Source organism: Martinezella rhizogenes (assembly GCF_007002745.1).
Classification (GTDB): Bacteria; Pseudomonadota; Alphaproteobacteria; order Rhizobiales; family Rhizobiaceae; genus Agrobacterium; species Agrobacterium cucumeris.
In genome coordinates this window covers 708,321-730,114 of the sequence record NZ_SGNY01000002.1, presented here as the reverse complement: position 1 = coordinate 730,114, position 21,794 = coordinate 708,321, and the positions used below count along the sequence as shown (strand labels likewise).

Sequence of the window (21,794 nt, the reverse complement as noted above, 5' to 3'; positions counted from 1 at the left end):
CCGGACTTCGGAGGGCTTGCCCCCTCATCCCGCTGCCGCGGACTTCTCCCCGGCGGGGAGAAGAAACAAGCGGCCGCCGCTCGTCCGGAATTGGCTGCTCTGCGGGATGTCAGCAGCAGCCTAACGCATCACGCGAGGAAATTCACCCCTGATGCAGAACATGCGCCGCCTTGACGGCCGCCGACGCGCGGTTTTCGACGCCGAGCTTCACATAGATCTGTTCCAGATGTTTGTTCACCGTTCTCGCGGAAAGGCCGAGAATATCGCCGATATCGCGGTTGGATTTGCCCTTGGCGATCCACAGCAGCACTTCCGATTCCCGCGCGGTGAGGGAGAAATGCTCGCGCAACAGGTGGTCGTCGGATTTCTCGCTGGCGGCGGTGAGGCGGAAGAGGAATTCATCCGGCCCCATGGCGCCGAGGAAAGACAGTTGCAGGGCAGGGCGTCCGGCCTCGGTGATTGTCAGCGGCATGTCGCGGCCGGTTTCCGCTGCCGCCCGTTCTGCGAGCCAGCGGCCGATATGGATGACGACGGTTTCCATGCCGTCGTCACGGCCGGTGGCGGCGTTGACGAGCCGGGTCGCCTGCGGTGTGGACCAGTGGATGGCGCCGCTGGCGCGCACGGCAAGCAGATGGCGGCCGGCGGCGTCGAGCGCCACGCGGGCGCTCTGGGCCGAGCGGGCATTGGAAAGGTGCACGCGGATGCGGGCGCGCAACTCATCGATGTTGATCGGCTTGGTCAGATAATCGACACCGCCGGATTCGAGCGCCCGCACCACATGTTCGGTCTCGGTCAGCCCGGTCATGAAGATGACAGGCACCTGCGCCACCGCCGCATTGGCCTTCAGCCGGCGGCAGGTCTCGAAACCGTCCATTGTGGGCATGACGGCGTCGAGCAGGATGATATCGGGCGTGATGCGTTCGGCAATGTTGAGCGCGGCCTGTCCCGAGGTGGCGATCAGCGCCGAAAAGCCGGACTGTTCCAGCGCATCGGTGAGGAAGCCGAGCGCTTCCGGGCTGTCATCCACCAGCAGGACGATGTCTCTTGGAGCCGCTGTTGCCTGAGCGCTCATGCGTTGCCGTCTCCCGTGTCTTTATCCGCAAACCGTTTGAGAAAATGCGTGTAACCGGCCAGATCGAAGGCCTGCACATAGGTGCCAAGCTCCTGCGTGAAAGGCAGGTTATCCGTGTTGCGGGCGAGATCGGCGAGTTTCGCCTCTATGCCGCGGATGTAGCCGATTTCGCCGAGCTGCTGCAAATCCTTGATATGGATTGCGCCGGGATGGATGATTTGCGGTTTTGGCTGCGGTGCGGGTGCCGGGGGCAGGTCCGCCTCGTAAATCCATTCAAGCCCGAGATGCACGGCGAGCCTGTCGCAAAGGTGGCGGATATCGACCGGCTTGGCGATGGCGTCGTTGTGATTGTCCTCGCCAGCGCCCGCCACGGTGCCGTCGCCGATATTGGCCGAGAGCATGAGGAGCGGCGCGGTCTGGCCGGCTTCGCGCAGCTTCGTCACGAGTTGCCAGCCGCTCATGCCGGGCATGGAAATATCGATGAGGAAGAGGTCTGGTTTCACGCCTTCGATCAGTGTCAGGCATTCGGGGCCGCTCTGGGCCGTCAGCACCACGAAATCGAGCGGCGAGAGCACCTGCCGCATCAGCTCGCGGTGGTCCTCATTATCGTCAACCACGACGATGGTGCGGCGTGGGCCGGAATAGGAGCGGATGGTTTTTTCCGGCGCGGGTGCGGTGCTTGGCCGGTGGACGGCTGACAGCATCAGGCGGACGCGGAAGGTGGAACCCTCATCCTTTTCGCTGGAAACGGAAATCTCGCCGCCGAGCGTGTTGGTTAGAAGCCGTGTGATGGTGAGGCCAAGGCCGAGGCCGGGCATCGGGCGCACGCTTTCCGCCTCGCCGCGCTGGAAGGGCTCGTAAATGCGGGCAAGATCCTTTTCGGCAATGCCACGGCCGGTATCGGACACCGTGAAGCTTGCCACCTGGCTGCGATAGGCGACATCGAAGGTAACGGCTCCCTCATCGGTGAATTTGATGGCATTGGAGAGCAGGTTGACGAGGATCTGGCGCAGCCGTTTTTCATCGGTGCGGACATATTGCGGCAGAGCTGCGGTGCGCTCATGGCGGAATTCCAGCCCCTTGGCCTGCGCCTGCGGGCGGAACATATCGACGATCTGGTCGAGGAAGTCCTGAATATTGATCTCGTTGGAATAGACCTGCAGGCGGCCTGCCTCGATCTTGGAAATATCGAGAAGCCCGTCGATCAGGCCCGACAGGTGATCGGCCGAGCGGCGAATGACCTTGATGGCCGATTGCCGCGGAGGGGGAATGGTGTCGTCGCGTTCAAGAATCTGGGCATAACCCAGAACGGCGTTGAGCGGCGTGCGCAATTCGTGGCTGAGGCCGACGACATAACGGCTCTTGGCGCGGTTGGCGGCCTCAGCGGTTTCCTTGGCGTCCTGAAGGGCGGCATCGGTCTTCTTGTGGGCGGCGATTTCCTTGAGCAGCAGCGTGTTCTGGCGGGAAGATTCCTCTTCCGCCACGACGCGGCTGTCATGGGCAAGCACGAGGAACCAGCAGACGATGCCGGCAATGACGGCGAAGACGAAAAACACGATGAGGATGGTGCGGTTGACGACATCGGCCGTTGCCGGCGAGGCGGTGCCGACCTGATGGGCGATCAGAGCGAGAATGCCGCCGATGGTGGTGACGGCAATAGCGGCCGCCATACCGTAACGTCCGAGCCGGGTGGCGAGCTTTGCTACCAGTTGTGCGGGCAGGAAGGATTTCGCGACGGTCGCGACCTGATAGTTCAGCTTCGCCTTCGGCTTGCACATGTCGTGGCAGCGGCTGTCCAGCGAGCAGCAGAGCGAACAGATCGGCGCGGCATAAGCGGGACACCAGGCCATATCCTCCGGCTCGAACGGGTGTTCGCAGATGGAGCAGGTGATGCTGCTTTCTTCCCGCCATTTCTGGCGCGGCTTGCGGGCGAGATAAAATTTGCCCTTCGTGCCCCATGCGATCAGCGGCGAGGCGATGAAAGCGACGATGAGCGTCAGATAGGGTGCGAGCGAGGCGGCAAGTGGGCCGAAGGTGCCGAAATGCGCCATGAGCGCGATGGTGGCCGAAAGCGCCATGGAGCCGACGCCGACGGGATTGATATCGTAAAGATGGGCGCGCTTGAATTCGATGCCTGGCGGGGCAAGGCCAAGCGGCTTGTTGATGAAAAGATCGGCGGAAATGGTGCAGAGCCACGCCATGGCGATGATGGAGAAGATGCCGAGCGTTTCTTCCAGCAGGCGGTAGATGCCGAGTTCCATCAACAGCAGTGCGATGGCCACATTGAAGACCAGCCAGACGACGCGGCCGGGGTGGCTGTGGGTAAGCCGCGAGAAGAAGTTCGACCAGGCGAGCGAACCCGCATAGGCATTCATGACATTGATCTTCAGCTGCGAGACGACCACGAAGGCGACCATCAGCAGCATGGCGGCGGTCTCGTTGGGGATCATGTAACCGAAGGCGGTGAGATACATCTGCGCCGGATCGGCGGCGCGATCCACCGAAACGCCAGAGCTGAAGGTCAAGACCACGAGGAACGAGCCGGCGAGCAGCTTCGGTACGCCAACGACCACCCAGCCGGCGCCGGCCAGAAAGACGGCGATGCGGTGGCGCAGGCGGCTCTGGCCTTCGGCCGGCAGGAAGCGCAGGAAATCCACCTGTTCGCCGATCTGCGACATCAGCGCCAGAATGACGGCGGAGGCCGCGCCGAATTCCACCAGATTGAAATCCGCCACCGTGCCTGATGGCCCCGAGGCGTGGTGGATGCCGGCAAAGGCGCGCCAGAGATCGTATTTTTCCCAGTCCATCAAGGCGATGAAGATGAAGGGCAGGATGTTGAGAATGATCCAGAAGGGCTGGGTGATGATCTGGAAGCGGCTGATGAGCCTCACGCCATGGGTGACGAGCGGAATGACCATGACGGCGGAGATGATGTAGCCGATCCACAAGGGAATGCCGAGCGCCAGTTCCAGCGCGCCGGACATGATCGACGCCTCGATGGCGAAGAGCATGAAGGTGAAGGCGGCGTAGATGAGCGAGGTGATGGTGGAGCCGATATAACCGAAGCTCGCGCCGCGCGTCAGAAGATCGATATCGACGCCGTGGCGGATGGCATAACGGCTGATCGGCAGGCCGACGGCGAGCATGGCGATGGCGGCGGCGAAGATGGCGTAAAAGGCATTGGTGGTGCCGTAGGAGAGCGTGATCGCCCCGCCGATGGCTTCCAGCGCCAGAAAGGAAATCGCGCCAATGGCGGTGTGGGAAATGCGGTTGGAGGAAAATTGCCGGGCGCTTTTGGCGGTGAAGCGCAGCGCATAATCTTCCAGCGTCTGGTTGGCGACCCAGCGGTTATATTCGCGCCTGACGGGGATGATGCGTTGCCGTGCGGCCATGCCTATCGAGCGCCTTTCGTGAACGGGCTTCTCACAGCCGCACCGACATGCCGCCATCCACCGTCAGCACATGGCCGTTGACGAAGGAGGCCGCGTCGCTGGCCAGAAACAGCGCCGCACCGGCAATCTCGTCCGGCCGGCCCCAGCGCTCCAGCGGCACGCGCAGCTTGGCGAAGGCGACCATCTCAGGGTTTTCAGCAAGGGCGGCATTGGTTTCTGTCGCGAACATGCCGGGTGCGATGGCGTTGCTGGTGATGCCGCGTGCGCCATATTCCACGGCGATCGCCCGCATCAGCCCGGTCAGCCCCTGTTTGGCGACGGGATAGATGGCATCTCCCGGCCGAACGATATGGCCGAGAATGGAGGTGATGGTGATGAGGCGGCCGTAACCATTGATGTTCATGGCCTCTGCCGCATCGCGTGACAGCGAGATGGAGGAGGTGAGATCGGTGCGGATCAGCTCCAGCACGTCCTCATCGCTGAATTCGGCAAGCGGGCGGCGGTCACGCGCGCCGACATTGTTGACGAGGATATCGAGGTGGCCAAACTCGTCCATGATGCGGCGGACAAGCGCGCTGCCGGCGGTCGTATCGGCGATATCGAAGGCGGCGTAATCGGCCTTGCCGCCGGCCTTGCGCAGCGTGTCGACCGCCTGTTCCAGCGTTTCGGCATTGCGGCCGGTCAGCCACACATGGGCGCCCGCTTCGGCAAAGGCGCTGGCAATTTCAAAACCGAGGCCGCGGCCGCTGCCGGTGATGATGGCGGTGCGGTTTTCGAGAGAGAATTTCTGAAGAATGCCCATCGCTCACCTTCTTGCTTGACGTGCCGAAACTTCTTGGAGTTCGCGAAGGAAGAATATGCCGCGTGGGGCAGAGGGCGAAAGGTCGCCCGTCCGGCCCGGCCGTTCGGTGGACAGAAAAATGGCGTCGCCCGGTTGCGGGCGACGCCATGTCTTGGCTTATCAGGCAGCGGCCGACTTTGCGAGCGGCACTTCTGCGATCGTCTTCAGAACGACGGAAGCGATCTGGTAGGGGCAGCCTTGCGAGTTCGGGCGACGGTCTTCGAGGTAACCACGGTAACCGTTGTTGACGAAGGAATGCGGAACGCGGATCGAGGCGCCACGGTCTGCCACGCCATAGGAGAACTTGTTCCACGGAGCGGTTTCGTGCTTGCCGGTCAGGCGCAGATGGTTGTCCGGGCCGTAAACGTCGATGTGCTCCTGCCAGTTCTTGGCGAAAGCAGCCATGAGGGCTTCGAAATAGTCCTTGCCGCCAACTTCACGCATGAACTTGGTGGAGAAGTTGCAGTGCATGCCCGAGCCGTTCCAGTCGGTATCGCCGAGCGGCTTGCAATGGAATTCGACGTCGATGCCGTACTGTTCGCACAGACGCAGCAGCAGGTAACGGGCGATCCAGATCTGGTCGGCGGCGCGCTTGGAGCCCTTGCCGAAAATCTGGAATTCCCACTGGCCCTTGGCCACTTCGGCGTTGATGCCTTCGTGGTTGATGCCGGCTTCGAGGCAGAGATCGAGGTGCTCTTCAACGATTTCACGGGCAACCGAACCGACGTTCTTGAAACCGACGCCGGTGTAATACGGGCCCTGCGGAGCCGGGTAACCCTGTTCCGGGAAGCCGAGCGGGCGGCCGTCCTGGTAGAAGAAATATTCCTGTTCGAAACCGAACCATGCATCCTCGTCCTCGACGATGGTTGCGCGGCTGTTCGAGGCATGCGGGGTGACGCCATCGGGCATCATGACTTCGCACATGACGAGTGCACCGTTGGTGCGGGCCGGGTCGGGGTAGATCGCGACGGGCTTCAGCACGCAATCCGACGAATGGCCTTCAGCCTGCTGGGTGGAGGAGCCATCAAAACCCCAAAGCGGCAGCTGCTCGAGTGTCGGGAATTCGTCGAATTCCTTGACCTGTGTCTTGCCGCGCAGGTTGGCGACCGGCTTGTATCCATCCAGCCAGATGTACTCGAGTTTGAACTTAGTCATTACGAACCTCTCATAGGTAAAAATGCGAAGCCTTGAGGCTTCCGTGGCTTTCGCCGCCGGAAGCGCATTCGCGTTCAAGGGCTGACCCCTTAGATGCATGCCGCGTGCCAGATTGGCGATGTTTCGCAAATTCTTCGAAAAATCTTTCAGAGGCTCTGGAACGCAAGGGCCGCGATATTGCGCGAAGCCGGCCCTGTTGCACTGCGGAAAGCAAATTTAACCCTCATGTTTCATCATTGAATCCTGATAGATAGCCGGCGTCTGGGCATGAAATGCCCTGTTGCGGTGCAATGATTTCAATTGCGCGCGACGGATCGGCATTTGCCCCAAAAACCGGCGCTCTCGGAATGGTTTTTCTTGCTGATTGGCCGATTAGTGCCTATATTTTTCGCAACGTGATTTTTTTTTAATCAAACGAAGCGAATCCGGTCTTTGCGGGTTTGCTTCACAACCAAAGTGCTTCGATGCAAACAGAGTGAGATGGTCGAAATGGCAACTGGCTTTCATCGCGAGACGGCAACGATCTATCAATTCCCGGTCGGCGGGCGCGCGGGGCTTTCCAAGTTCCACAATAGCGCGCTGAGCGAGCTTGAGCGTCAGGCACGCGAGCCGCATGTGGATTTTGGCTCCTGGTATCATGATGACGCGATCCGCGACGAAGAGCGGGACGGCAAGCCGCATTCCTGATGTGTCGCACCTCTGATGTGAAACGGTGCCGCGCATTTCTTCTCCCCGAGGGGGAGAAGGTGGCCCGAAGGGTCGGATGACGGGGCTAGCTCTCCGTATATCTCGACCGTTACCCCCTCATCCCGCTGCCGCGGACTTCTCCCCGGCGGGGAGAAGAAACAAGTTGAGATGTCTCGCTCCACTCGTAAGTTAAGCTTGTCCACCCCCCACTGCACCTTTCGCCACCCCGCCTACGTCAATTGACGTATACGGTTTCGCATCCGCGAGATCGATAGTCCCTCCCAGCAGCGGCCGCTGATGCCGCTGAGCCTCCACAGGAGGCCAACAAGGAGAGGGGTTCTTCCGATGACATTCCGCAAGACGCTTAGTGCCGCGCTGCTTGGCGCGATCCTGTCCACCACCGCCTTCCATGGCGCTTTTGCCGCTGACGACACCATCAAGGTCGGCGTGCTGCATTCGCTGTCCGGCACCATGGCGATTTCAGAAACGACGCTGAAAGACGCCATGCTGATGCTCATCGACGAGCAGAACAAGAAGGGCGGCGTGCTCGGCAAGAAGCTTGAAGCCGTGGTGGTCGATCCGGCTTCCGACTGGCCGCTGTTCGCCGAAAAGGCCCGCCAGCTGATTTCGCAGGACAAGGTCGCCGCCGTCTTCGGCTGCTGGACGTCTTCGTCACGCAAATCCGTGCTGCCGGTGTTCGAGGAACTGAACTCGATCCTGTTCTACCCCGTTCAGTACGAGGGTGAGGAATCCTCGCGCAACATCTTCTATACGGGTGCTGCACCGAACCAGCAGGCCATTCCGGCCGTCGATTATCTCGCCAGCACCGAAGGTGTGGAACGCTGGGTTCTGGCCGGCACGGACTATGTCTATCCGCAGACCACCAACAAGATCCTGAAGGCCTACCTGATGTCGAAGGGCGTCAAGGAAGAGGACATCATGATCAACTACACGCCGTTCGGTCATTCCGACTGGCAGACGATCGTGTCCGACATCAAGAAATTCGGCTCGGCCGGCAAGAAGACCGCCGTGGTTTCCACCATCAATGGTGACGCCAACGTGCCTTTCTACAAGGAACTGGCAAACCAGGGCGTCAAGGCCGAGGATATTCCGGTCGTCGCCTTCTCGGTCGGTGAAGAAGAGCTGGCCGGTCTCGATACCGCCCCGCTGGTCGGCCACCTTGCCGCCTGGAACTACTTCCAGTCCGTCGATACCGAGGTCAATGCCGAGTTCATCAAGACCTGGCATGCCTTTACCAAGAACGACAAGCGCGTGACCAACGACCCGATGGAAGCCGCCTATATCGGCTTCAACGCCTGGGTAAAGGCCGTCGAATCCGCCGGCACGACGGAGACGGACAAGGTTCTCGACTCGATCATCGGCGTTTCCGTGCCGAACCTTTCGGGCGGTTACTCCACTGTCATGCCGAACCACCACATCACCAAGCCGGTGCTGATCGGCGAAATCCAGGCCGATGGGCAGTTCGAGATCGTGCAGCAGACACCACAGGTGGTGGGGGATGAATGGTCGGACTACCTGCCGGACTCGAAGGATCTGATTTCGGATTGGCGCAAGCCGATGTCTTGCGGGAACTTTAATGTGGCCAGTGGCAAGTGCGGCGGCAAGGGTAGCTGATTAGCCCCGGGGATAGTGCCGCTCCCTCTTCGTTGGGGGCGGTGCTTCAATAGTTGAAAACTGAACAAGCGTGCCCCCCTCTGCCCTGCCGGGCATCTCCCCCACAGGTGGGGAGATCGACTCGTGGCGAGGCCTCGCATTTCTCGTTTGTCGAGATAGAGCGATGCGGTGCGTCCTGCCGATCTCCCTCCTTGTGGGGGAGATGCCCGGCAGGGCAGAGGGGGGTGAAGCCGCATACTCAAGCCACGCCACACAAACGCCCCGTCGCAAACCGCCCAAGGACCCCGACATGACGATCCGATCTTTTCTCGGAGCCATCTTCCTCTGGCTCATCCTGGGGATCGCAGCCCACTCTTTCGCGCAAAGCGATCCGAAGGCGCTGATCGACGCCCTCGGCACGGCTGACTTCAAGCAGGCCGAAACGCTGATTGGCCAGATTGCCGCCACCGGCGACGCGCGTGTCGTGCCGGCGCTCGAGGCTTTCGCGGCGGGCGATCTTTACGTGCGCAAGGCCGACAATCTGGTGTTCATGACGAAACCTGAAGGCTCCAGCTTCACGCTCATCGACCCACTGACCGGTGAAAGCGCCGGTGAAGTACCGAAGGCGGCCGTTTCCAAGATCAGGGTCAATAACAATCTGCGTCGCGTCATCCGCGCCGCGATGGGCGGTCTGACGCTGCTCAGCCCGGAACGCTCCGTACGGCTTTCAGCGGCAGACGCGGTTCTGAAAGCGCCGAGTGCTGAAAATCTCGAATTGCTGGAAGCGGCCATCGCCAAGGAGACCGATACTGAAGTGCGGACCCGGATGGAGGAAGCGCGGGCTGTCTCGCTGCTTTCCTCCGACCGTCCGCTCGACCAGAAGAAAGACGCGATTGCCACCATCAAGAGCCTTGGCGGGCGCGATGCGATCGGCATCCTCATGGCGGCGTCCTCGTCAGTCGATCCGAGCCTGAAACCCGACATAGACGAGGCGATTTCCAGCATCGAAAGTGCGCTTGCCTTCTGGGATTACGTCCAGAATGTCTGGTACGGCCTGTCGCTCGGTTCCGTGCTGCTGCTGGCCGCCATCGGCCTTGCCATCACCTTCGGCGTGATGGGCATCATCAACATGGCGCATGGCGAGATGGTGATGATCGGCGCTTACTCCACCTTCATGGTGCAGGAGGTGATCCGCAGCCATTTCCCCGGCCTGTTTGACTGGTCGCTGGCGATTGCCCTGCCTGCTGCCTTTCTGGTGACGGGTTTTGTCGGCCTGGTGATGGAGCGCGGCGTCATCCGCTTCCTCTATGGGCGGCCGCTGGAAACGCTGCTCGCCACATGGGGCATCTCGCTCATCCTGCAGCAGGGCGTGCGCTCCATTTTCGGCCCCACCAACCGGGAAGTCGGCAGTCCGAGCTGGATGTCCGGCTCCTTCAGCGTCGGTTATCTCAATTTCACCTGGAACCGGGTGTGGATCGTCTGCTTCTCGCTCTCGGTGTTCTTCGCGCTGCTGGTGCTGCTGAAACGCTCCGCCTTTGGCCTGCAGATGCGCGCCGTGACGCAGAACCGTCGCATGGCCTCTTCCATGGGCATTCGCACGCCGTGGGTGGATGCCTTCACCTTCGCGCTCGGTTCAGGCGTTGCCGGTCTTGCCGGCGTAGCGCTGTCGCAGATCGACAATGTCTCTCCCAATCTCGGCCAGAGCTACATCATCGACAGTTTCATGGTCGTGGTGTTCGGTGGCGTCGGCAATCTCTGGGGAACCTTGGTCGGCGCGCTGTCGCTCGGTGTGCTCAACAAGTTCCTAGAGCCGACGGTTGGCGCCGTGCTCGGCAAGATCCTCGTGCTCGTCCTCATCATTCTGTTCATCCAGAAGCGGCCGCGCGGTCTCTTCGCACTCAAGGGAAGGGCGATCGAAGCATGATTACCGGCTTCCTCCTGCGCGCGCTCGATCGCCGCATTTCCATCGCCATCGGCATCATTCTGGCCATTGCCGTGATTGTGCCTGCCTCCAACCTGCTGTTGCCAGCCGACAGCGCGTTCCGCATCCCGACCTACATCATGTCGATGCTCGGCAAATATCTGGCCTATGCGCTCTTGGCGCTGGCGCTTGATCTGGTCTGGGGTTATTGCGGCATTCTCTCGCTTGGCCACGCCGCCTTCTTCGCGCTCGGCGGTTATGCCATGGGCATGTATCTGATGCGGCAGATCGGCACGCGCGGGGTTTATGGCCATCCGGTGCTGCCCGATTTTATGGTGTTCCTTAACTGGAAGGAACTGCCGTGGTTCTGGCAGGGTTTCGACATGTTCTGGTTTGCGGCGCTGATGGTGCTTGTCGTGCCGGGGCTGCTGGCCTTCGTGTTCGGCTGGTTCGCCTTCCGCTCGCGCGTCAACGGCGTTTATCTCTCCATCATCACCCAGGCCATGACCTATGCCCTGCTGCTCGCGTTCTTCCGCAACGATATGGGTTTCGGTGGCAATAATGGCCTCACCGATTTCAAGGATATCCTTGGCTTTTCCGTGCAGGCGGATGGCACACGCGCCGTGCTGTTTGCCGTAACCGCCGTGATGCTGGCGATCTCGCTGCTGATCGCGTCAGGCATCGTCAATTCCAAATTCGGCAAGGTGCTGGTGGGCGTGCGGGATGCCGAAAGCCGGGTGCGCTTCCTCGGTTTCCGGGTCGAAAACATCAAACTTTTCACCTTTGTCGTGTCGGCCATGATGGCGGGCATTGCCGGCGCGCTATTCGTGCCGCAGGTGGGCATCATCAATCCCGGCGAATTTTCGCCCGCCAACTCCATCGAAGTGGTGGTGTGGACGGCGGTGGGTGGGCGCGGCACGCTGATCGGGCCGATCCTCGGCGCTGTTCTCGTTAATGGCGGCAAGAGCTATTTCACCGGCGCATTCCCGGAATTCTGGCTGTTTGCGCTGGGTGGTCTCTTCATCGCGGTGACGCTGTTTTTCCCAAAGGGCATTGTCGGCACCCTGCAGCATTATCTCGCAGGGCGTCGCGAAAAGCGCGTTGCGCGGGCGGTGAGCGTTGGTGACCGGCCTGAAAACGACAGCGCGGTTGCGCAACAGGCGGCGGAGTGAGGCGGATATGAACACGATTTCCGAAAACAGAACGAAAAGCCTGCTTTATCTCGACGGTGTCTCCGTTTCCTTCGATGGTTTCAGGGCGCTCAACTCCCTCTCCTTCGTGGTGGAACCGGGCGAACTGCGCGCCATCATCGGCCCGAATGGCGCGGGCAAGACGACGATGATGGATATCATCACCGGCAAGACGCGGCCGGACAGCGGCACGGTGCTGTTCGAAGACAGCATCGACCTCACCAAAAAGGACGAGGCGGATATTGCCCAGCTCGGCATCGGCCGAAAATTCCAGAAGCCGACGGTATTCGAAAGCCACACCGTCTGGGATAATCTGGAACTGGCGCTGAACCGCAAGCGCGGCGTGTTCGCCACGCTGTTCTACCGGCTGACGCAAGAGGACAAGGCCCGCATCGAGGAAATCCTCGCCACCGTGCGGCTTGGCCACCGCCGGGGCGACCTCGCCGCCAATCTCTCGCACGGGCAGAAACAGTGGCTGGAGATCGGCATGCTGCTCGCACAGGAGCCGAAGCTGCTGCTGGTGGACGAGCCGGTGGCGGGCATGACGGATGCGGAAACGGCCGAAACTGCGGTGCTGTTGAAAGAAATCGCCAAGACCCGTTCGGTTGTGGTGGTGGAACACGACATGGGTTTCATCCGCGAGCTGGGCGTGAAGGTGACGTGTCTTGCCGAAGGCTCGGTGCTGGCGGAAGGGTCGATCGATTTTGTGTCCAGCGATCCGAAGGTGATCGAGAATTATCTGGGGCGGTGATGGAGGCGGGTGTCACAAGGACATTTGGGCGTTTGCCGCTGTGGATCCTCGGGTCAAGCCCGAGGATGACGGCAGGGGGTATGTTGTCAGCAGTGCCCCATTCTCCGCCGTCACCCTCGGGCTTGACCCGAGGATCCACCCCCAAGCCCTCAGCCAAACTCCTCATAAAGATCACGCCATTCCGGATTAAAATCTTCAATCAGCTTGATTTTCCAGTCGCGATACCAGCGCTTCAACGATTTCTCCCGCTGGATGGCGGTGCCGATGCTCATGTGCTCCTCATACCAGACGAGGCGCGTACATCCATAACGACTGGTAAAACCTTCCGTCAGACCCTCGCGGTGTTCGTATATTCGCTGCTCGAGGTTGGACGTGACGCCGATGTAGAGCGTTCCGTGTCTGCCGCTCGTGACGATGTAAACGAAGCCGGTCATGGTGGGCTCCCGGAGGTGGATCCTCGGGTCAAGCCCGAGGATGACGGGTGGGGTGTGGTTACGCCCGGAGCTTATACCTGCAATGTTGCACGAACATTTTTGCACCCTGACGTCCCACAGCCAGGGCGAAATCTCGATGTAGTGGCGTCGTTTTCCGTCCCGCGCCTAGCTACGTCATCCTCGGGCTTGACCTGAGGATCCACAATCCGCTCCCCGATGAAGCTACAGGTGGCACCATGCTGACAGTCGAAAACATCAATCTCCACTACGGCGCCGCCCAAGCGCTCCGCGGCGTTTCGCTTAATGCGGAGATGGGCAAGATTACCTGCGTTCTCGGCCGCAACGGTGTAGGCAAAAGCTCGCTTTTGCGCGCCGTCACCGGCCAGCAGGCCACCAGTGCCGGGACGATCAGTTTCGGCGGCGCTGCGCTGGATGGGCTGGCGCCTTACCAGCGGGCGAAGCGTGGTGTCGGTTATGTGCCGCAGGGGCGTGAAATCTTTCCGCTGCTCAGCGTTCAGGAAAATCTGGAAAGCGGTTATGCGCCGCTGCCGCGCAGGGAACGGTTCATCCCGGACGATATTTTCAGCCTGTTTCCGGTGCTGCAATCCATGCTGTCGCGGCGCGGCGGCGATCTCTCCGGCGGCCAGCAGCAGCAGCTCGCCATCGGCCGGGCTTTGGTGACGCGGCCGAAAATCCTCGTTCTCGATGAGCCGACCGAGGGCATTCAGCCATCGATCATCAAGGATATCGGCCGGGCGATCAAATATCTGCGCGATTCCACCGGCATGGCGATCCTGCTGGTCGAGCAATATCTGGATTTCTGCCGCGAGCTTGCCGATTACGTCTACATCATGGATCGCGGCGAAATCGTGCATGAGGGGCTGGCCGAAACGCTGGATACCCCGGAAGCGCGGCGTCATCTGACAGTATAAATGGAGACTAAAAATACCGCACGCCGATCACGGCGTGCAAACGGCCGATTAATATTTTGAAAGCCTATGCGCCTGAGCATAGCTTTTATGCGCAATTTTAGCATTTCGTTGAATAAAAGCCTGTGATATTGGCAGCGCAAATGCTGCATGCGAGACACAGGAAAAGTCTATTCGCACGCCGCGACAGTTGATCCCTTACATTCCATGCACCTCCGACGTATCGTCGGAGACATAGTGCCAATAAAGGCGTGTCAATGATTCCAGACTTTGCAATTGGCCGGGCTGCCCGGTTGTTCCGCTCCGCCCGCACCGTCATTCTGGGCATTGCGATATGCGCAAGCGCTGGTGCCGCAGCGTCGGCATCAACCTGCGGTCAGCTCCCCGGACCCGGCATGGAGCCTGGTCGGCATGATTTTTCCATTCTCTCTAAAGGGCAGAAACGCGACGGCGTCTATTTTGTTCCCTCTGCCTATGACGGAAAAAAGCCGGTGCCGGTGGTATTCGATTTCCATGGCTCCAACAGCAATCCGCACGGTCAGCTGAACCGCAGCGGCTGGGACAAGCTGGCCGAGCGTGATGGTCTGATGGTCGTGGCGCTGGCCGGCAGTCTGAACGGCGAATTGCCCGGCACCCATGCCTGGAACGTGCCGGGCGTTACCACGCGTCCCGGCGGGCTGGATGAGGTGGGTTTCATTCGCAATGCGATTGACATGGTCAAGGGCAAATTCTGCGTGGATGAAGAGCGCTTTTATGGTTCCGGTTATTCCGGCGGCGGGCGCATGCTGTCGCAATTCATCTGCAATGGCAGCGCGGATTTCACCGCCGCCGGTTTCGTCGCCTCGCTGCGCGCGGGTTATCCGCTGGAGACCGAAGGCAAATGGGGACCGGATGCGGCAAGCTGCCAGCCGGCACGGCCGATGTCGATCATCGCCTTTGCCGGGTTGAAGGACCCTGCCAATCCCTATCAGGGCGGCGGCAAATCCTACTGGCAATATGGCGGCGAGACGGCGCTGAAGCGCTGGGCCGAGATGGATGGCTGCAAGGGCGCTGCCAAAAGCAAGGTGGGCGAGAGCTTCACCGTTAATTCCTACGATGTCTGCAAGGCTGGCGCACGCATCCAGTCCTATGTCATCGAAAACTGGGACCATGCCTGGCCGCGCGCCACCATGAAGGCCGAAGTGCTGGCCGCGAGCGCCGTCGTTACCCGCAAGCCGGGCGGCGAGCAGACGCCGAAGGCGGAACCCGCCGTGGAGCGCAAGATGCCCACAGGCGAAGTGACGCGCACGGTTGATGCGGCTGAAAGAATGTGGGACTTCTTCCGCAATACGGAAGGGCAGCTGGTGGTGGACGCCGTTGTCAAGAAGGATTGTGGCGCAAAGGCCTCGTCCGCTTCCGCAAGTACATCGGAGACCGCGTGCAGCAGCAACAGCAAGCCATCGGCCCTTCCGGTTGTGAAGACGCTCAACAACCTGTCCGGCAGCAGCGCGCCCGTGGCAGAGGACGCATTGTAACCAAGGCGGTTGAAGGGCGCAGCCGGCTGGACGAACTGTTTCAGGAAGGCTGCGCCAAAATCCGACTGCCGGATACGTTTTCAAACGAAGCCGAGGCCATTCTCATCAATTCCTCCGGCGGGCTGACCGGCGGAGACGAAATAGAATGGCAGGCCACCGCCGGTGCTGGCACCTCGCTGGTGGTGACGACGCAGGCCTGCGAGAAGGTCTATAAGGCATCATCAGGCACAGCCACCGTCACCGCCCGCGTTTCGGCCGGACCGGGTGCCCGGTTACACTGGCTGCCGCAGGAAACCATCCTCTTCGACCGCGCTTCCCTGACCCGAAGGCTCGAAGCCGATCTCGACCAATCTTCCGAATTCATCGCCGTCGAAGCCGTTTTACTTGGCCGCCAGGCCATGGGCGAGATGATGACGCATGGCCTTTTTCGTGACCGCTGGCGCATTCGCCATGGCGGCAGGCTGGTGCATGCCGAAGAGCTTCTGCTTGAGGGCGAGGTGGCGGAGCTGACCGCGAAGACGGCGGTTCTGGCCGGTCAGGTGGCCTTCGCCACGCTTCTCTATATCGGGCCCCTCGCCGAGGCGCTTCTGCCTAAAATCCGGGCGATTGCCGGTGAAAGCGGCGGTGCTAGCGAATGGCGGGGCAAGCTTATCGTGCGTGTCTCCGCGGCGAACGGTTTCTCCCTCAGAAAATTGCTTTTTCCGATCATTTCGCTCTTGCGAAACGGCGCGCCAGTGCCGAAAGTCTGGAATCTGTAACCTCCGGATCGCCCGCGACAGGCGACCTTCCGGGGTCTGTCAAACAAGTCGGACCTGTTCTTCGAAACCCTCAGTGGTTTGTGGTGCAGGTGCGAAAGCTGCGGGACGACGATGAACCTTAGCCCAAGAGAAAAAGACAAGCTTTTGATTTCCATGGCCGCCATGGTGGCGCGCCGCCGGCTGGAGCGTGGCGTGAAGCTCAACTATCCCGAAGCGATTGCGCTGATTAGCGATTTCGTCGTTGAGGGCGCCCGTGACGGCCGTGCCGTTGCAGACCTGATGGAAGCCGGCGCGCATGTGATTTCCCGCGATCAGGTGATGGAAGGCATCGCCGAGATGATCCATGATGTGCAGGTGGAAGCGACGTTTCCCGATGGCACCAAGCTGGTGACCGTTCACGAACCGATCCGATAGAGGAGGGTGGCATGGCGCTGGAACTGAGGCCCAATTGCGAATGCTGCGACCGCGATCTCGCGCCCGACAGCCGGGATGCGATGATCTGCTCGTTCGAATGCACCTTCTGCGTTGATTGTGTGACGGATGTGCTTGATGGCGCCTGCCCGAATTGCGGCGGTGAGCTGGTTCGCAGGCCGGTCCGCCCGGCGGCAAAACTCGTCAACAATCCGGCGTCCACGAAGCGCGTGCTGAAGGCCGAAGGCTGCGCGGCCGCGACCGCCGCCTGAAACAGATAAGGGAGAGCACCATGAAGCCAGGCGAAATCATTGCCGCAGAGGGCACCATCGAGCTCAATGCCGGCCAGCCGACGGTGACGATCGAGGTGGCCAATTCGGGCGACCGGCCGGTGCAGGTGGGCAGCCATTACCATTTCTTCGAGACCAATGCCGGGCTGATCTTTGAGCGTGACAAGGCGCGTGGCATGCGTCTCGATATTCCCGCGGGCACGGCGGTTCGTTTCGAACCGGGCCAGAAGCGGGAAGTGACGCTGGTGCCGCTTTCCGGCAAGCGTGAGGTTTATGGTTTTCGTCAACAGGTCATGGGGAGGTTATGAAATGGCCAGTGCGCATTATCATGGAAGCTGCCAGTGCGGCGACGTCAGCTTCGAGGTCGATGCCGATCTCGATCACACCATTGTCTGCAATTGCTCGCGCTGCAAGCGTCTGGGCTCGACGCTTGCCTTTGCGCCGCGTGAGAAATTCACCCTGCTTTCCGGCGAGGAAAAGCTGAGCGAATATCTCTTCAACAAACACCATATTCATCATCTTTTCTGCTCCACCTGCGGCATTGAGAGCTTCGCTTATGCCGACGGGCCGGATGGAACGCCGATGGTGGCGGTGAACGCCAATTGTCTCGATGGCGTCGATCCCCGGGCGCTGAAGCCACAGGCTTTTGACGGCGCGGCGGCCTGAAGATGAGGATGAACCGAAACAGCCTTTTCGTCGCAGCCGTGCTGCTTACCGCAACAGCCGGCTTGTCGATGCCGGCGGCGGCGCAGACCGAGCCGGATTGCAAGGCGCCGGAAACGCAGGCGGACATGACCATCTGCGCCGGCAAGGATTATGAAAAGGCCGACAAGCAGCTCAACGCCGAATATCAGAAGCTGCGCAAGCTGCTCACCGAGCGCGACAAGACGGCGGATGCAGACGGCAAGGGTGCGACCGACGCTCTGGTGACTGCACAGCGCGCCTGGGTGGCGTTTCGTGATGCCAATTGCGCGCTTGCCGGCTTTCAGGCCCGCGGCGGCTCGATGGAACCGATGCTGATTTCGTCCTGCCTGGCCGAGATGAGCGGCAAGCGCGCTGCAGAACTACGCCAGCTTGCCGAGGGTTTCTGAACGGCATGGGGCGGCGCATCACGATTGTCGGAAACGGGGAACTGCCGCCGGGCGCGGCTGATGTCATCGACCGTTCCGATATCGTCATCCGCTTTAATGACTGCCGGTCGCTGGGGCTTGGCGGCAAACGCACCGATGTGGTGGCCGTCTGCAACACGGGGCGGCCGGGCCATGAGATGACGGAAGGCACCGACTGGCGCGAGAGCGACGGCGTGCGGCAGGCCGCCGCCATCTGGTCGGTGCGTGATCCCGCAAAATTTGCCGAAATGGAGCCGGATATTCGCGCGCGCTGGCCGGAACTGACCGATTTCTGCGCCGACTATACTCCCGGTTTCGCGGCCATCGCCCGCGAGACCGGCAAGAGCCATATCGTCATTCCCCGCGGCGTGCATGAGAGGCTGGATGCGGCGCTCGAAGCCTATAAGCCCGCACCCTATGTCTGCCCCAGCACCGGCCTTTTCACCATCGCCCATGTTCTCGAGAGCGTGAGCGGTGATGGTGACGAGGTGGCGATTGCCGGTTTCGGCCATCAGGGCTGGAGCGGTCACCCATTTGCCGCCGAACAACAGCTGGTCGAGGCCCTTGCGGGCAAGGGCCGGCTCAAAAGAATTTCTCCCACATCGATTTTCTCCGCGTCCCAAGGAGCCTGAGCCCATGCCTTACAAGATTTCCCGCGCCGCCTATGCCGGCATGTTCGGCCCGACGGTTGGTGACAAGGTGCGTCTTGCCGATACCGAACTCTTCATCGAGATCGAAAAGGACCACACCACCTATGGCGAGGAAGTGAAATTCGGCGGCGGCAAGGTCATTCGTGATGGCATGGGCCAGAGCCAGGCGACGCGGGCGGAAGGTGCTGTTGATACCGTCATTACCAATGTCGTGATCGTCGACCATAGCGGCATCTACAAGGCGGATGTGGGCCTGAAGAACGGCCGTATCCACGCCATCGGCAAGGCCGGCAACCCGGACACGCAGCCGGGCGTTACGATCATCGTCGGTCCCTCGACGGAGGCGATTGCCGGCGAGGGCAGGATCCTGACGGCCGGCGGCATGGACGCGCATATCCATTACATCTGCCCGCAGCAGATCGAGGAAGCGCTGATGAGCGGTGTGACCTGCATGCTGGGCGGCGGCTCCGGCCCGGCGCATGGCACGCTTGCCACCACCTGCACCGGTGCATGGCATATCGAGCGGATGATCGAGAGCTTCGATGCTTTTCCGATGAATCTGGCACTGGCCGGCAAGGGCAATGCCTCGCTGCCCGCGCCACTGGAGGAGATGATCCTTGCCGGCGCATCGTCGCTGAAGCTGCATGAGGACTGGGGCACGACGCCCGCCGCCATCGACAATTGCCTGACGGTCGCCGACGAATATGACGTGCAGGTGATGATCCACACCGATACGCTGAACGAGAGCGGCTTCGTGGAAGACACGGTCGCCGCCATCAGGGGCCGCACCATCCACGCCTTCCACACCGAAGGAGCGGGCGGCGGGCACGCGCCTGATATCATCAAGGTTTGCGGCAACCCCAATGTCATCCCGTCTTCCACCAACCCGACGCGGCCCTATACCGTCAATACGCTGGCCGAACATCTGGATATGCTGATGGTGTGTCACCACCTGTCGCCGTCCATTCCGGAAGACATTGCCTTTGCCGAAAGCCGCATCCGCAAGGAAACCATCGCGGCGGAGGATATTCTCCACGATATCGGCGCGTTTTCGATCATCTCGTCGGATAGTCAGGCCATGGGCCGTGTCGGCGAGGTGGCGATCCGCACCTGGCAGACCGCCGACAAGATGAAACGCCAGCGCGGCCGCCTGAAGGAAGAGACCGGCGAAAACGACAATTTCCGGGTGCGCCGTTACATCGCCAAATACACGATCAATCCGGCGATTGCGCAGGGCGTCAGCCATGAGATCGGCTCTGTCGAAGTCGGCAAGCGTGCCGATCTTGTCCTGTGGAACCCGGCCTTTTTCGGCGTGAAGCCGGAGATGGTGCTGCTCGGCGGTTCGATTGCCGCTGCCCCGATGGGCGATCCGAATGCCTCCATTCCCACACCGCAGCCGATGCATTACCGGCCGATGTTTGCCGCCTATGGCAAGCTGCGCACCAATTCCTCGGTCACTTTCGTATCGCAGGCGTCGCTGGATGCCGGCCTTGCCCAGCGCCTTGGCGTCGCCAAGAAGCTGTTGGCGGTGAAGAATGTGCGCGGCGGCATTTCCAAGGCGTCGATGATCCACAATTCACTTACGCCGCATATCGAGGTTGATCCCGAGACCTATGAAGTGCGGGCAGATGGTGAATTGCTGACCTGCGAACCCGCCACCGTGCTGCCGATGGCGCAGCGTTATTTCCTGTTTTAACGGGGCGTTGTGTTGAGAACTGTCCTCAGATGGATCGGCGGCGGCGTGCTGCTGATCGTGCTGCTTCTGGTGCTCGGCACTTTGATGCCGCGCCCCTTTTTCGCCGATGATGCAAGCGGCGTGAGGGACCGTGAAATCCTGCTCTTGTCCAACCCGATCCATACCGACATTGCCCTGCCGGTGGATGATGATCTGCGGCGGATGTTCTCCGAATTGCAGGAGGATGGGATAGCGGTCAATCATCCCGCCGCCGCCTATCTGGTGTTTGGCTGGGGTGGACGGTCGTTTTATATAGAGACGCCCACCTGGGCCGATCTGAAACCGATGCCGGTGCTGCGCTCGTTCACGCTGGACCGGTCGGTGGTGCATGTGGACGTGACGGGAGACTTTCCCGCCGATATGGCCGGAGTGAAACGGCTTCGCATTTCTGAAGAGGGTTATCAGCGTCTTCTCGCGGGTATCAGGGCAAGTTTTGTCAGAAATGACGGCAAGGTCCAGCTTGTCCCCAGCGCCGCCTATGGTCTGACGGACGCGTTTTTCGAGGCGAATGGCTGGTTTAATGCGCTGGCCGGCTGCAACACGTGGTCGGCCGCCATGTTGCGCGAGGCCGGTATTCGAACCGGCTGGTGGACGCCCTTGCCGCCGCTGCTGCGCTGGTCGGTCGATCTCCACAATTGATCCCTCGCCGATGCGGCATTTCGTACATTCGATGACTTAAATCCGATTTTTATGCTGCACCGCAGCGCATCTTGCGCTATGGAAACGGCAAAAGAATTCCACGCGGATTGATCCCAAGCGATCCGCGTAAAACACCTGATCAGGAGAAAAGACATGCTCGGCAAAAAAGTGCCCGCCGTAACTTTCCGCACGCGCGTTCGCGACGAGGCCGTTGGCGGCCCCAACCCGTTCCGCTGGCAGGACATGACCTCCGACGATTATTTCAAGGGCAAGAAGGTCGTCCTGTTTTCGCTGCCGGGCGCCTTCACGCCGACCTGCTCGACCTTCCAGCTTCCCGATTTCGAAAAGCTGGCGGGTGAATTCCGCGCGCTCGGCGTCGATGAGATCTATTGCCTGTCGGTCAACGATGCCTTCGTCATGAATGCCTGGGCAAAGGGCCAGAACCTCGAAAACGTCAAGGTCATTCCGGATGGTTCGGGTGAGTTCACCCGCAAGATGGGCATGCTGGTCGCCAAGGACAATCTCGGTTTCGGCATGCGCTCCTGGCGTTACGCCGCCGTCGTCAATGACGGTCTGGTGGAGCAGTGGTTCGAGGAAGAGGGTTATCAGGATAATTGCGAATCCGACCCTTACGGCGTTTCCTCGCCGCAGAACATTCTGGAAAACCTCAAGGCACGCGCTGCGGCCTGATTTTGGTTTTTG

The 21,794-nt window shown here is 60.8% G+C and carries 22 protein-coding genes; 17 read left to right on the top strand and 5 right to left on the bottom strand.

Features of this window, described 5'->3' with window-relative positions; genetic code table 11:
* Positions 1-142: 142 nt before the first annotated feature.
* The 4 genes from EXN68_RS09215 to EXN68_RS09200 form a co-directional block, all read right to left on the bottom strand.
* Positions 143-1,072 (bottom strand): response regulator, encoded by a 930-nt coding sequence (locus EXN68_RS09215; protein WP_142840520.1) that lies wholly within the window; start codon positions 1,070-1,072, stop codon positions 143-145.
* On the bottom strand, positions 1,069-4,464 hold the full coding sequence (locus tag EXN68_RS09210; protein ID WP_142840519.1) for a hybrid sensor histidine kinase/response regulator: 3,396 nt from the start codon (positions 4,462-4,464) through the stop codon (positions 1,069-1,071). The genes EXN68_RS09215 and EXN68_RS09210 overlap by 4 nt, the downstream gene beginning before the upstream one ends.
* Before the next feature lie 31 nt (positions 4,465-4,495).
* Positions 4,496-5,266 (bottom strand): SDR family oxidoreductase, encoded by a 771-nt coding sequence (locus EXN68_RS09205; protein WP_142840518.1) that lies wholly within the window; start codon positions 5,264-5,266, stop codon positions 4,496-4,498.
* A gap of 159 nt (positions 5,267-5,425) precedes the next feature.
* Complete coding sequence (locus tag EXN68_RS09200) at positions 5,426-6,460, bottom strand: glutamine synthetase beta-grasp domain-containing protein (protein WP_142840517.1); 1,035 nt, start codon at positions 6,458-6,460, stop codon at positions 5,426-5,428.
* Between the two features lie 480 nt (positions 6,461-6,940).
* On the opposite strand from EXN68_RS09200, the gene EXN68_RS09195 reads away from it, so the two are divergent.
* The 5 genes from EXN68_RS09195 to urtD all read left to right on the top strand — a co-directional run bounded on the left by EXN68_RS09195 (position 6,941) and on the right by urtD (position 12,623).
* Entirely contained in the window at positions 6,941-7,147 is a 207-nt protein-coding gene (locus EXN68_RS09195) for a DUF2735 domain-containing protein (RefSeq protein WP_161991263.1), read from the top strand.
* Positions 7,148-7,492: 345 nt separating this feature from the next.
* The gene (urtA, locus tag EXN68_RS09190) at positions 7,493-8,782 is read left to right on the top strand and encodes an urea ABC transporter substrate-binding protein (RefSeq protein ID WP_142840515.1); all 1,290 of its coding nucleotides are present in this window, start codon (positions 7,493-7,495) and stop codon (positions 8,780-8,782) included.
* Positions 8,783-9,071: 289 nt separating this feature from the next.
* Entirely contained in the window at positions 9,072-10,685 is a 1,614-nt protein-coding gene (gene urtB / locus EXN68_RS09180; protein WP_142840514.1) for an urea ABC transporter permease subunit UrtB, read from the top strand.
* A complete protein-coding gene (gene urtC / locus EXN68_RS09175) occupies positions 10,682-11,854 on the top strand; it encodes an urea ABC transporter permease subunit UrtC (protein ID WP_142840513.1) in 1,173 nt (390 codons plus the stop codon). Before urtB ends, urtC begins: the two co-directional genes overlap by 4 nt.
* Before the next feature lie 7 nt (positions 11,855-11,861).
* On the top strand, positions 11,862-12,623 hold the full coding sequence (gene urtD, locus EXN68_RS09170; RefSeq protein ID WP_142840512.1) for an urea ABC transporter ATP-binding protein UrtD: 762 nt from the start codon (positions 11,862-11,864) through the stop codon (positions 12,621-12,623).
* Between the two features lie 149 nt (positions 12,624-12,772).
* Here the strand turns inward: urtD and EXN68_RS09165 are convergent, their stop codons facing one another.
* Positions 12,773-13,057: a GIY-YIG nuclease family protein gene (locus EXN68_RS09165; RefSeq protein ID WP_110756268.1), complete on the bottom strand. Its 285-nt coding sequence runs from the start codon at positions 13,055-13,057 to the stop codon at positions 12,773-12,775.
* 236 nt (positions 13,058-13,293) lie between these two features.
* Here EXN68_RS09165 and urtE point away from each other — a divergent pair, with 236 nt between their 5' ends.
* From urtE to EXN68_RS09105, 12 genes are all read left to right on the top strand, one after another.
* Positions 13,294-13,989, top strand: a complete 696-nt coding sequence (gene urtE, locus EXN68_RS09160; RefSeq protein WP_142840511.1) for an urea ABC transporter ATP-binding subunit UrtE — start codon at positions 13,294-13,296, stop codon at positions 13,987-13,989.
* 254 nt (positions 13,990-14,243) lie between these two features.
* On the top strand, positions 14,244-15,500 hold the full coding sequence (locus EXN68_RS09155; protein WP_142840510.1) for a CE1 family esterase: 1,257 nt from the start codon (positions 14,244-14,246) through the stop codon (positions 15,498-15,500).
* Entirely contained in the window at positions 15,404-16,258 is an 855-nt protein-coding gene (locus EXN68_RS09150; RefSeq protein ID WP_161991262.1) for an urease accessory protein UreD, read from the top strand. The genes EXN68_RS09155 and EXN68_RS09150 overlap by 97 nt, the downstream gene beginning before the upstream one ends.
* Positions 16,259-16,369: 111 nt before the next feature.
* Positions 16,370-16,672 (top strand): urease subunit gamma, encoded by a 303-nt coding sequence (locus EXN68_RS09145; RefSeq protein ID WP_006315002.1) that lies wholly within the window; start codon positions 16,370-16,372, stop codon positions 16,670-16,672.
* 11 nt (positions 16,673-16,683) lie between these two features.
* Positions 16,684-16,941 (top strand): DUF1272 domain-containing protein, encoded by a 258-nt coding sequence (locus EXN68_RS09140; RefSeq protein ID WP_142840509.1) that lies wholly within the window; start codon positions 16,684-16,686, stop codon positions 16,939-16,941.
* Between the two features lie 20 nt (positions 16,942-16,961).
* Positions 16,962-17,267, top strand: a complete 306-nt coding sequence (locus EXN68_RS09135; RefSeq protein WP_046797816.1) for an urease subunit beta — start codon at positions 16,962-16,964, stop codon at positions 17,265-17,267.
* A 1-nt stretch (position 17,268) separates the two neighbouring features.
* Positions 17,269-17,625 (top strand): GFA family protein, encoded by a 357-nt coding sequence (locus EXN68_RS09130; protein ID WP_142840508.1) that lies wholly within the window; start codon positions 17,269-17,271, stop codon positions 17,623-17,625.
* Between the two features lie 2 nt (positions 17,626-17,627).
* Positions 17,628-18,050: a lysozyme inhibitor LprI family protein gene (locus tag EXN68_RS09125; RefSeq protein ID WP_161991261.1), complete on the top strand. Its 423-nt coding sequence runs from the start codon at positions 17,628-17,630 to the stop codon at positions 18,048-18,050.
* A gap of 5 nt (positions 18,051-18,055) precedes the next feature.
* Positions 18,056-18,700 carry a Urease operon accessory protein gene (locus tag EXN68_RS09120; protein ID WP_142840506.1) on the top strand — a complete coding sequence of 215 codons (645 nt, stop codon included), beginning with the start codon at positions 18,056-18,058 and terminating at the stop codon, positions 18,698-18,700.
* A 4-nt stretch (positions 18,701-18,704) separates the two neighbouring features.
* Positions 18,705-20,414 carry an urease subunit alpha gene (ureC, locus tag EXN68_RS09115; protein WP_110756255.1) on the top strand — a complete coding sequence of 570 codons (1,710 nt, stop codon included), beginning with the start codon at positions 18,705-18,707 and terminating at the stop codon, positions 20,412-20,414.
* A gap of 9 nt (positions 20,415-20,423) precedes the next feature.
* Positions 20,424-21,092 (top strand): TIGR02117 family protein, encoded by a 669-nt coding sequence (locus EXN68_RS09110; RefSeq protein WP_161991260.1) that lies wholly within the window; start codon positions 20,424-20,426, stop codon positions 21,090-21,092.
* A 153-nt stretch (positions 21,093-21,245) separates the two neighbouring features.
* Complete coding sequence (locus EXN68_RS09105) at positions 21,246-21,782, top strand: peroxiredoxin (RefSeq protein ID WP_142840504.1); 537 nt, start codon at positions 21,246-21,248, stop codon at positions 21,780-21,782.
* The last annotated feature ends 12 nt before the right edge of the window (positions 21,783-21,794 follow it).

Coding starts and splice junctions, on each gene's coding strand:
- EXN68_RS09215 (WP_142840520.1), bottom strand. CDS start 1,072: ATGAGCGCTCAGGCAACAGCGGCTCCAAGAGACATCGTCCTGCTGGTG.
- EXN68_RS09210 (WP_142840519.1), bottom strand. CDS start 4,464: ATGGCCGCACGGCAACGCATCATCCCCGTCAGGCGCGAATATAACCGC.
- EXN68_RS09205 (WP_142840518.1), bottom strand. CDS start 5,266: ATGGGCATTCTTCAGAAATTCTCTCTCGAAAACCGCACCGCCATCATC.
- EXN68_RS09200 (WP_142840517.1), bottom strand. CDS start 6,460: ATGACTAAGTTCAAACTCGAGTACATCTGGCTGGATGGATACAAGCCG.
- EXN68_RS09195 (WP_161991263.1), top strand. CDS start 6,941: ATGGTCGAAATGGCAACTGGCTTTCATCGCGAGACGGCAACGATCTAT.
- urtA (WP_142840515.1), top strand. CDS start 7,493: ATGACATTCCGCAAGACGCTTAGTGCCGCGCTGCTTGGCGCGATCCTG.
- urtB (WP_142840514.1), top strand. CDS start 9,072: ATGACGATCCGATCTTTTCTCGGAGCCATCTTCCTCTGGCTCATCCTG.
- urtC (WP_142840513.1), top strand. CDS start 10,682: ATGATTACCGGCTTCCTCCTGCGCGCGCTCGATCGCCGCATTTCCATC.
- urtD (WP_142840512.1), top strand. CDS start 11,862: ATGAACACGATTTCCGAAAACAGAACGAAAAGCCTGCTTTATCTCGAC.
- EXN68_RS09165 (WP_110756268.1), bottom strand. CDS start 13,057: ATGACCGGCTTCGTTTACATCGTCACGAGCGGCAGACACGGAACGCTC.
- urtE (WP_142840511.1), top strand. CDS start 13,294: ATGCTGACAGTCGAAAACATCAATCTCCACTACGGCGCCGCCCAAGCG.
- EXN68_RS09155 (WP_142840510.1), top strand. CDS start 14,244: ATGATTCCAGACTTTGCAATTGGCCGGGCTGCCCGGTTGTTCCGCTCC.
- EXN68_RS09145 (WP_006315002.1), top strand. CDS start 16,370: ATGAACCTTAGCCCAAGAGAAAAAGACAAGCTTTTGATTTCCATGGCC.
- EXN68_RS09140 (WP_142840509.1), top strand. CDS start 16,684: ATGGCGCTGGAACTGAGGCCCAATTGCGAATGCTGCGACCGCGATCTC.
- EXN68_RS09135 (WP_046797816.1), top strand. CDS start 16,962: ATGAAGCCAGGCGAAATCATTGCCGCAGAGGGCACCATCGAGCTCAAT.
- EXN68_RS09130 (WP_142840508.1), top strand. CDS start 17,269: ATGGCCAGTGCGCATTATCATGGAAGCTGCCAGTGCGGCGACGTCAGC.
- EXN68_RS09125 (WP_161991261.1), top strand. CDS start 17,628: ATGAGGATGAACCGAAACAGCCTTTTCGTCGCAGCCGTGCTGCTTACC.
- EXN68_RS09120 (WP_142840506.1), top strand. CDS start 18,056: ATGGGGCGGCGCATCACGATTGTCGGAAACGGGGAACTGCCGCCGGGC.
- ureC (WP_110756255.1), top strand. CDS start 18,705: ATGCCTTACAAGATTTCCCGCGCCGCCTATGCCGGCATGTTCGGCCCG.
- EXN68_RS09105 (WP_142840504.1), top strand. CDS start 21,246: ATGCTCGGCAAAAAAGTGCCCGCCGTAACTTTCCGCACGCGCGTTCGC.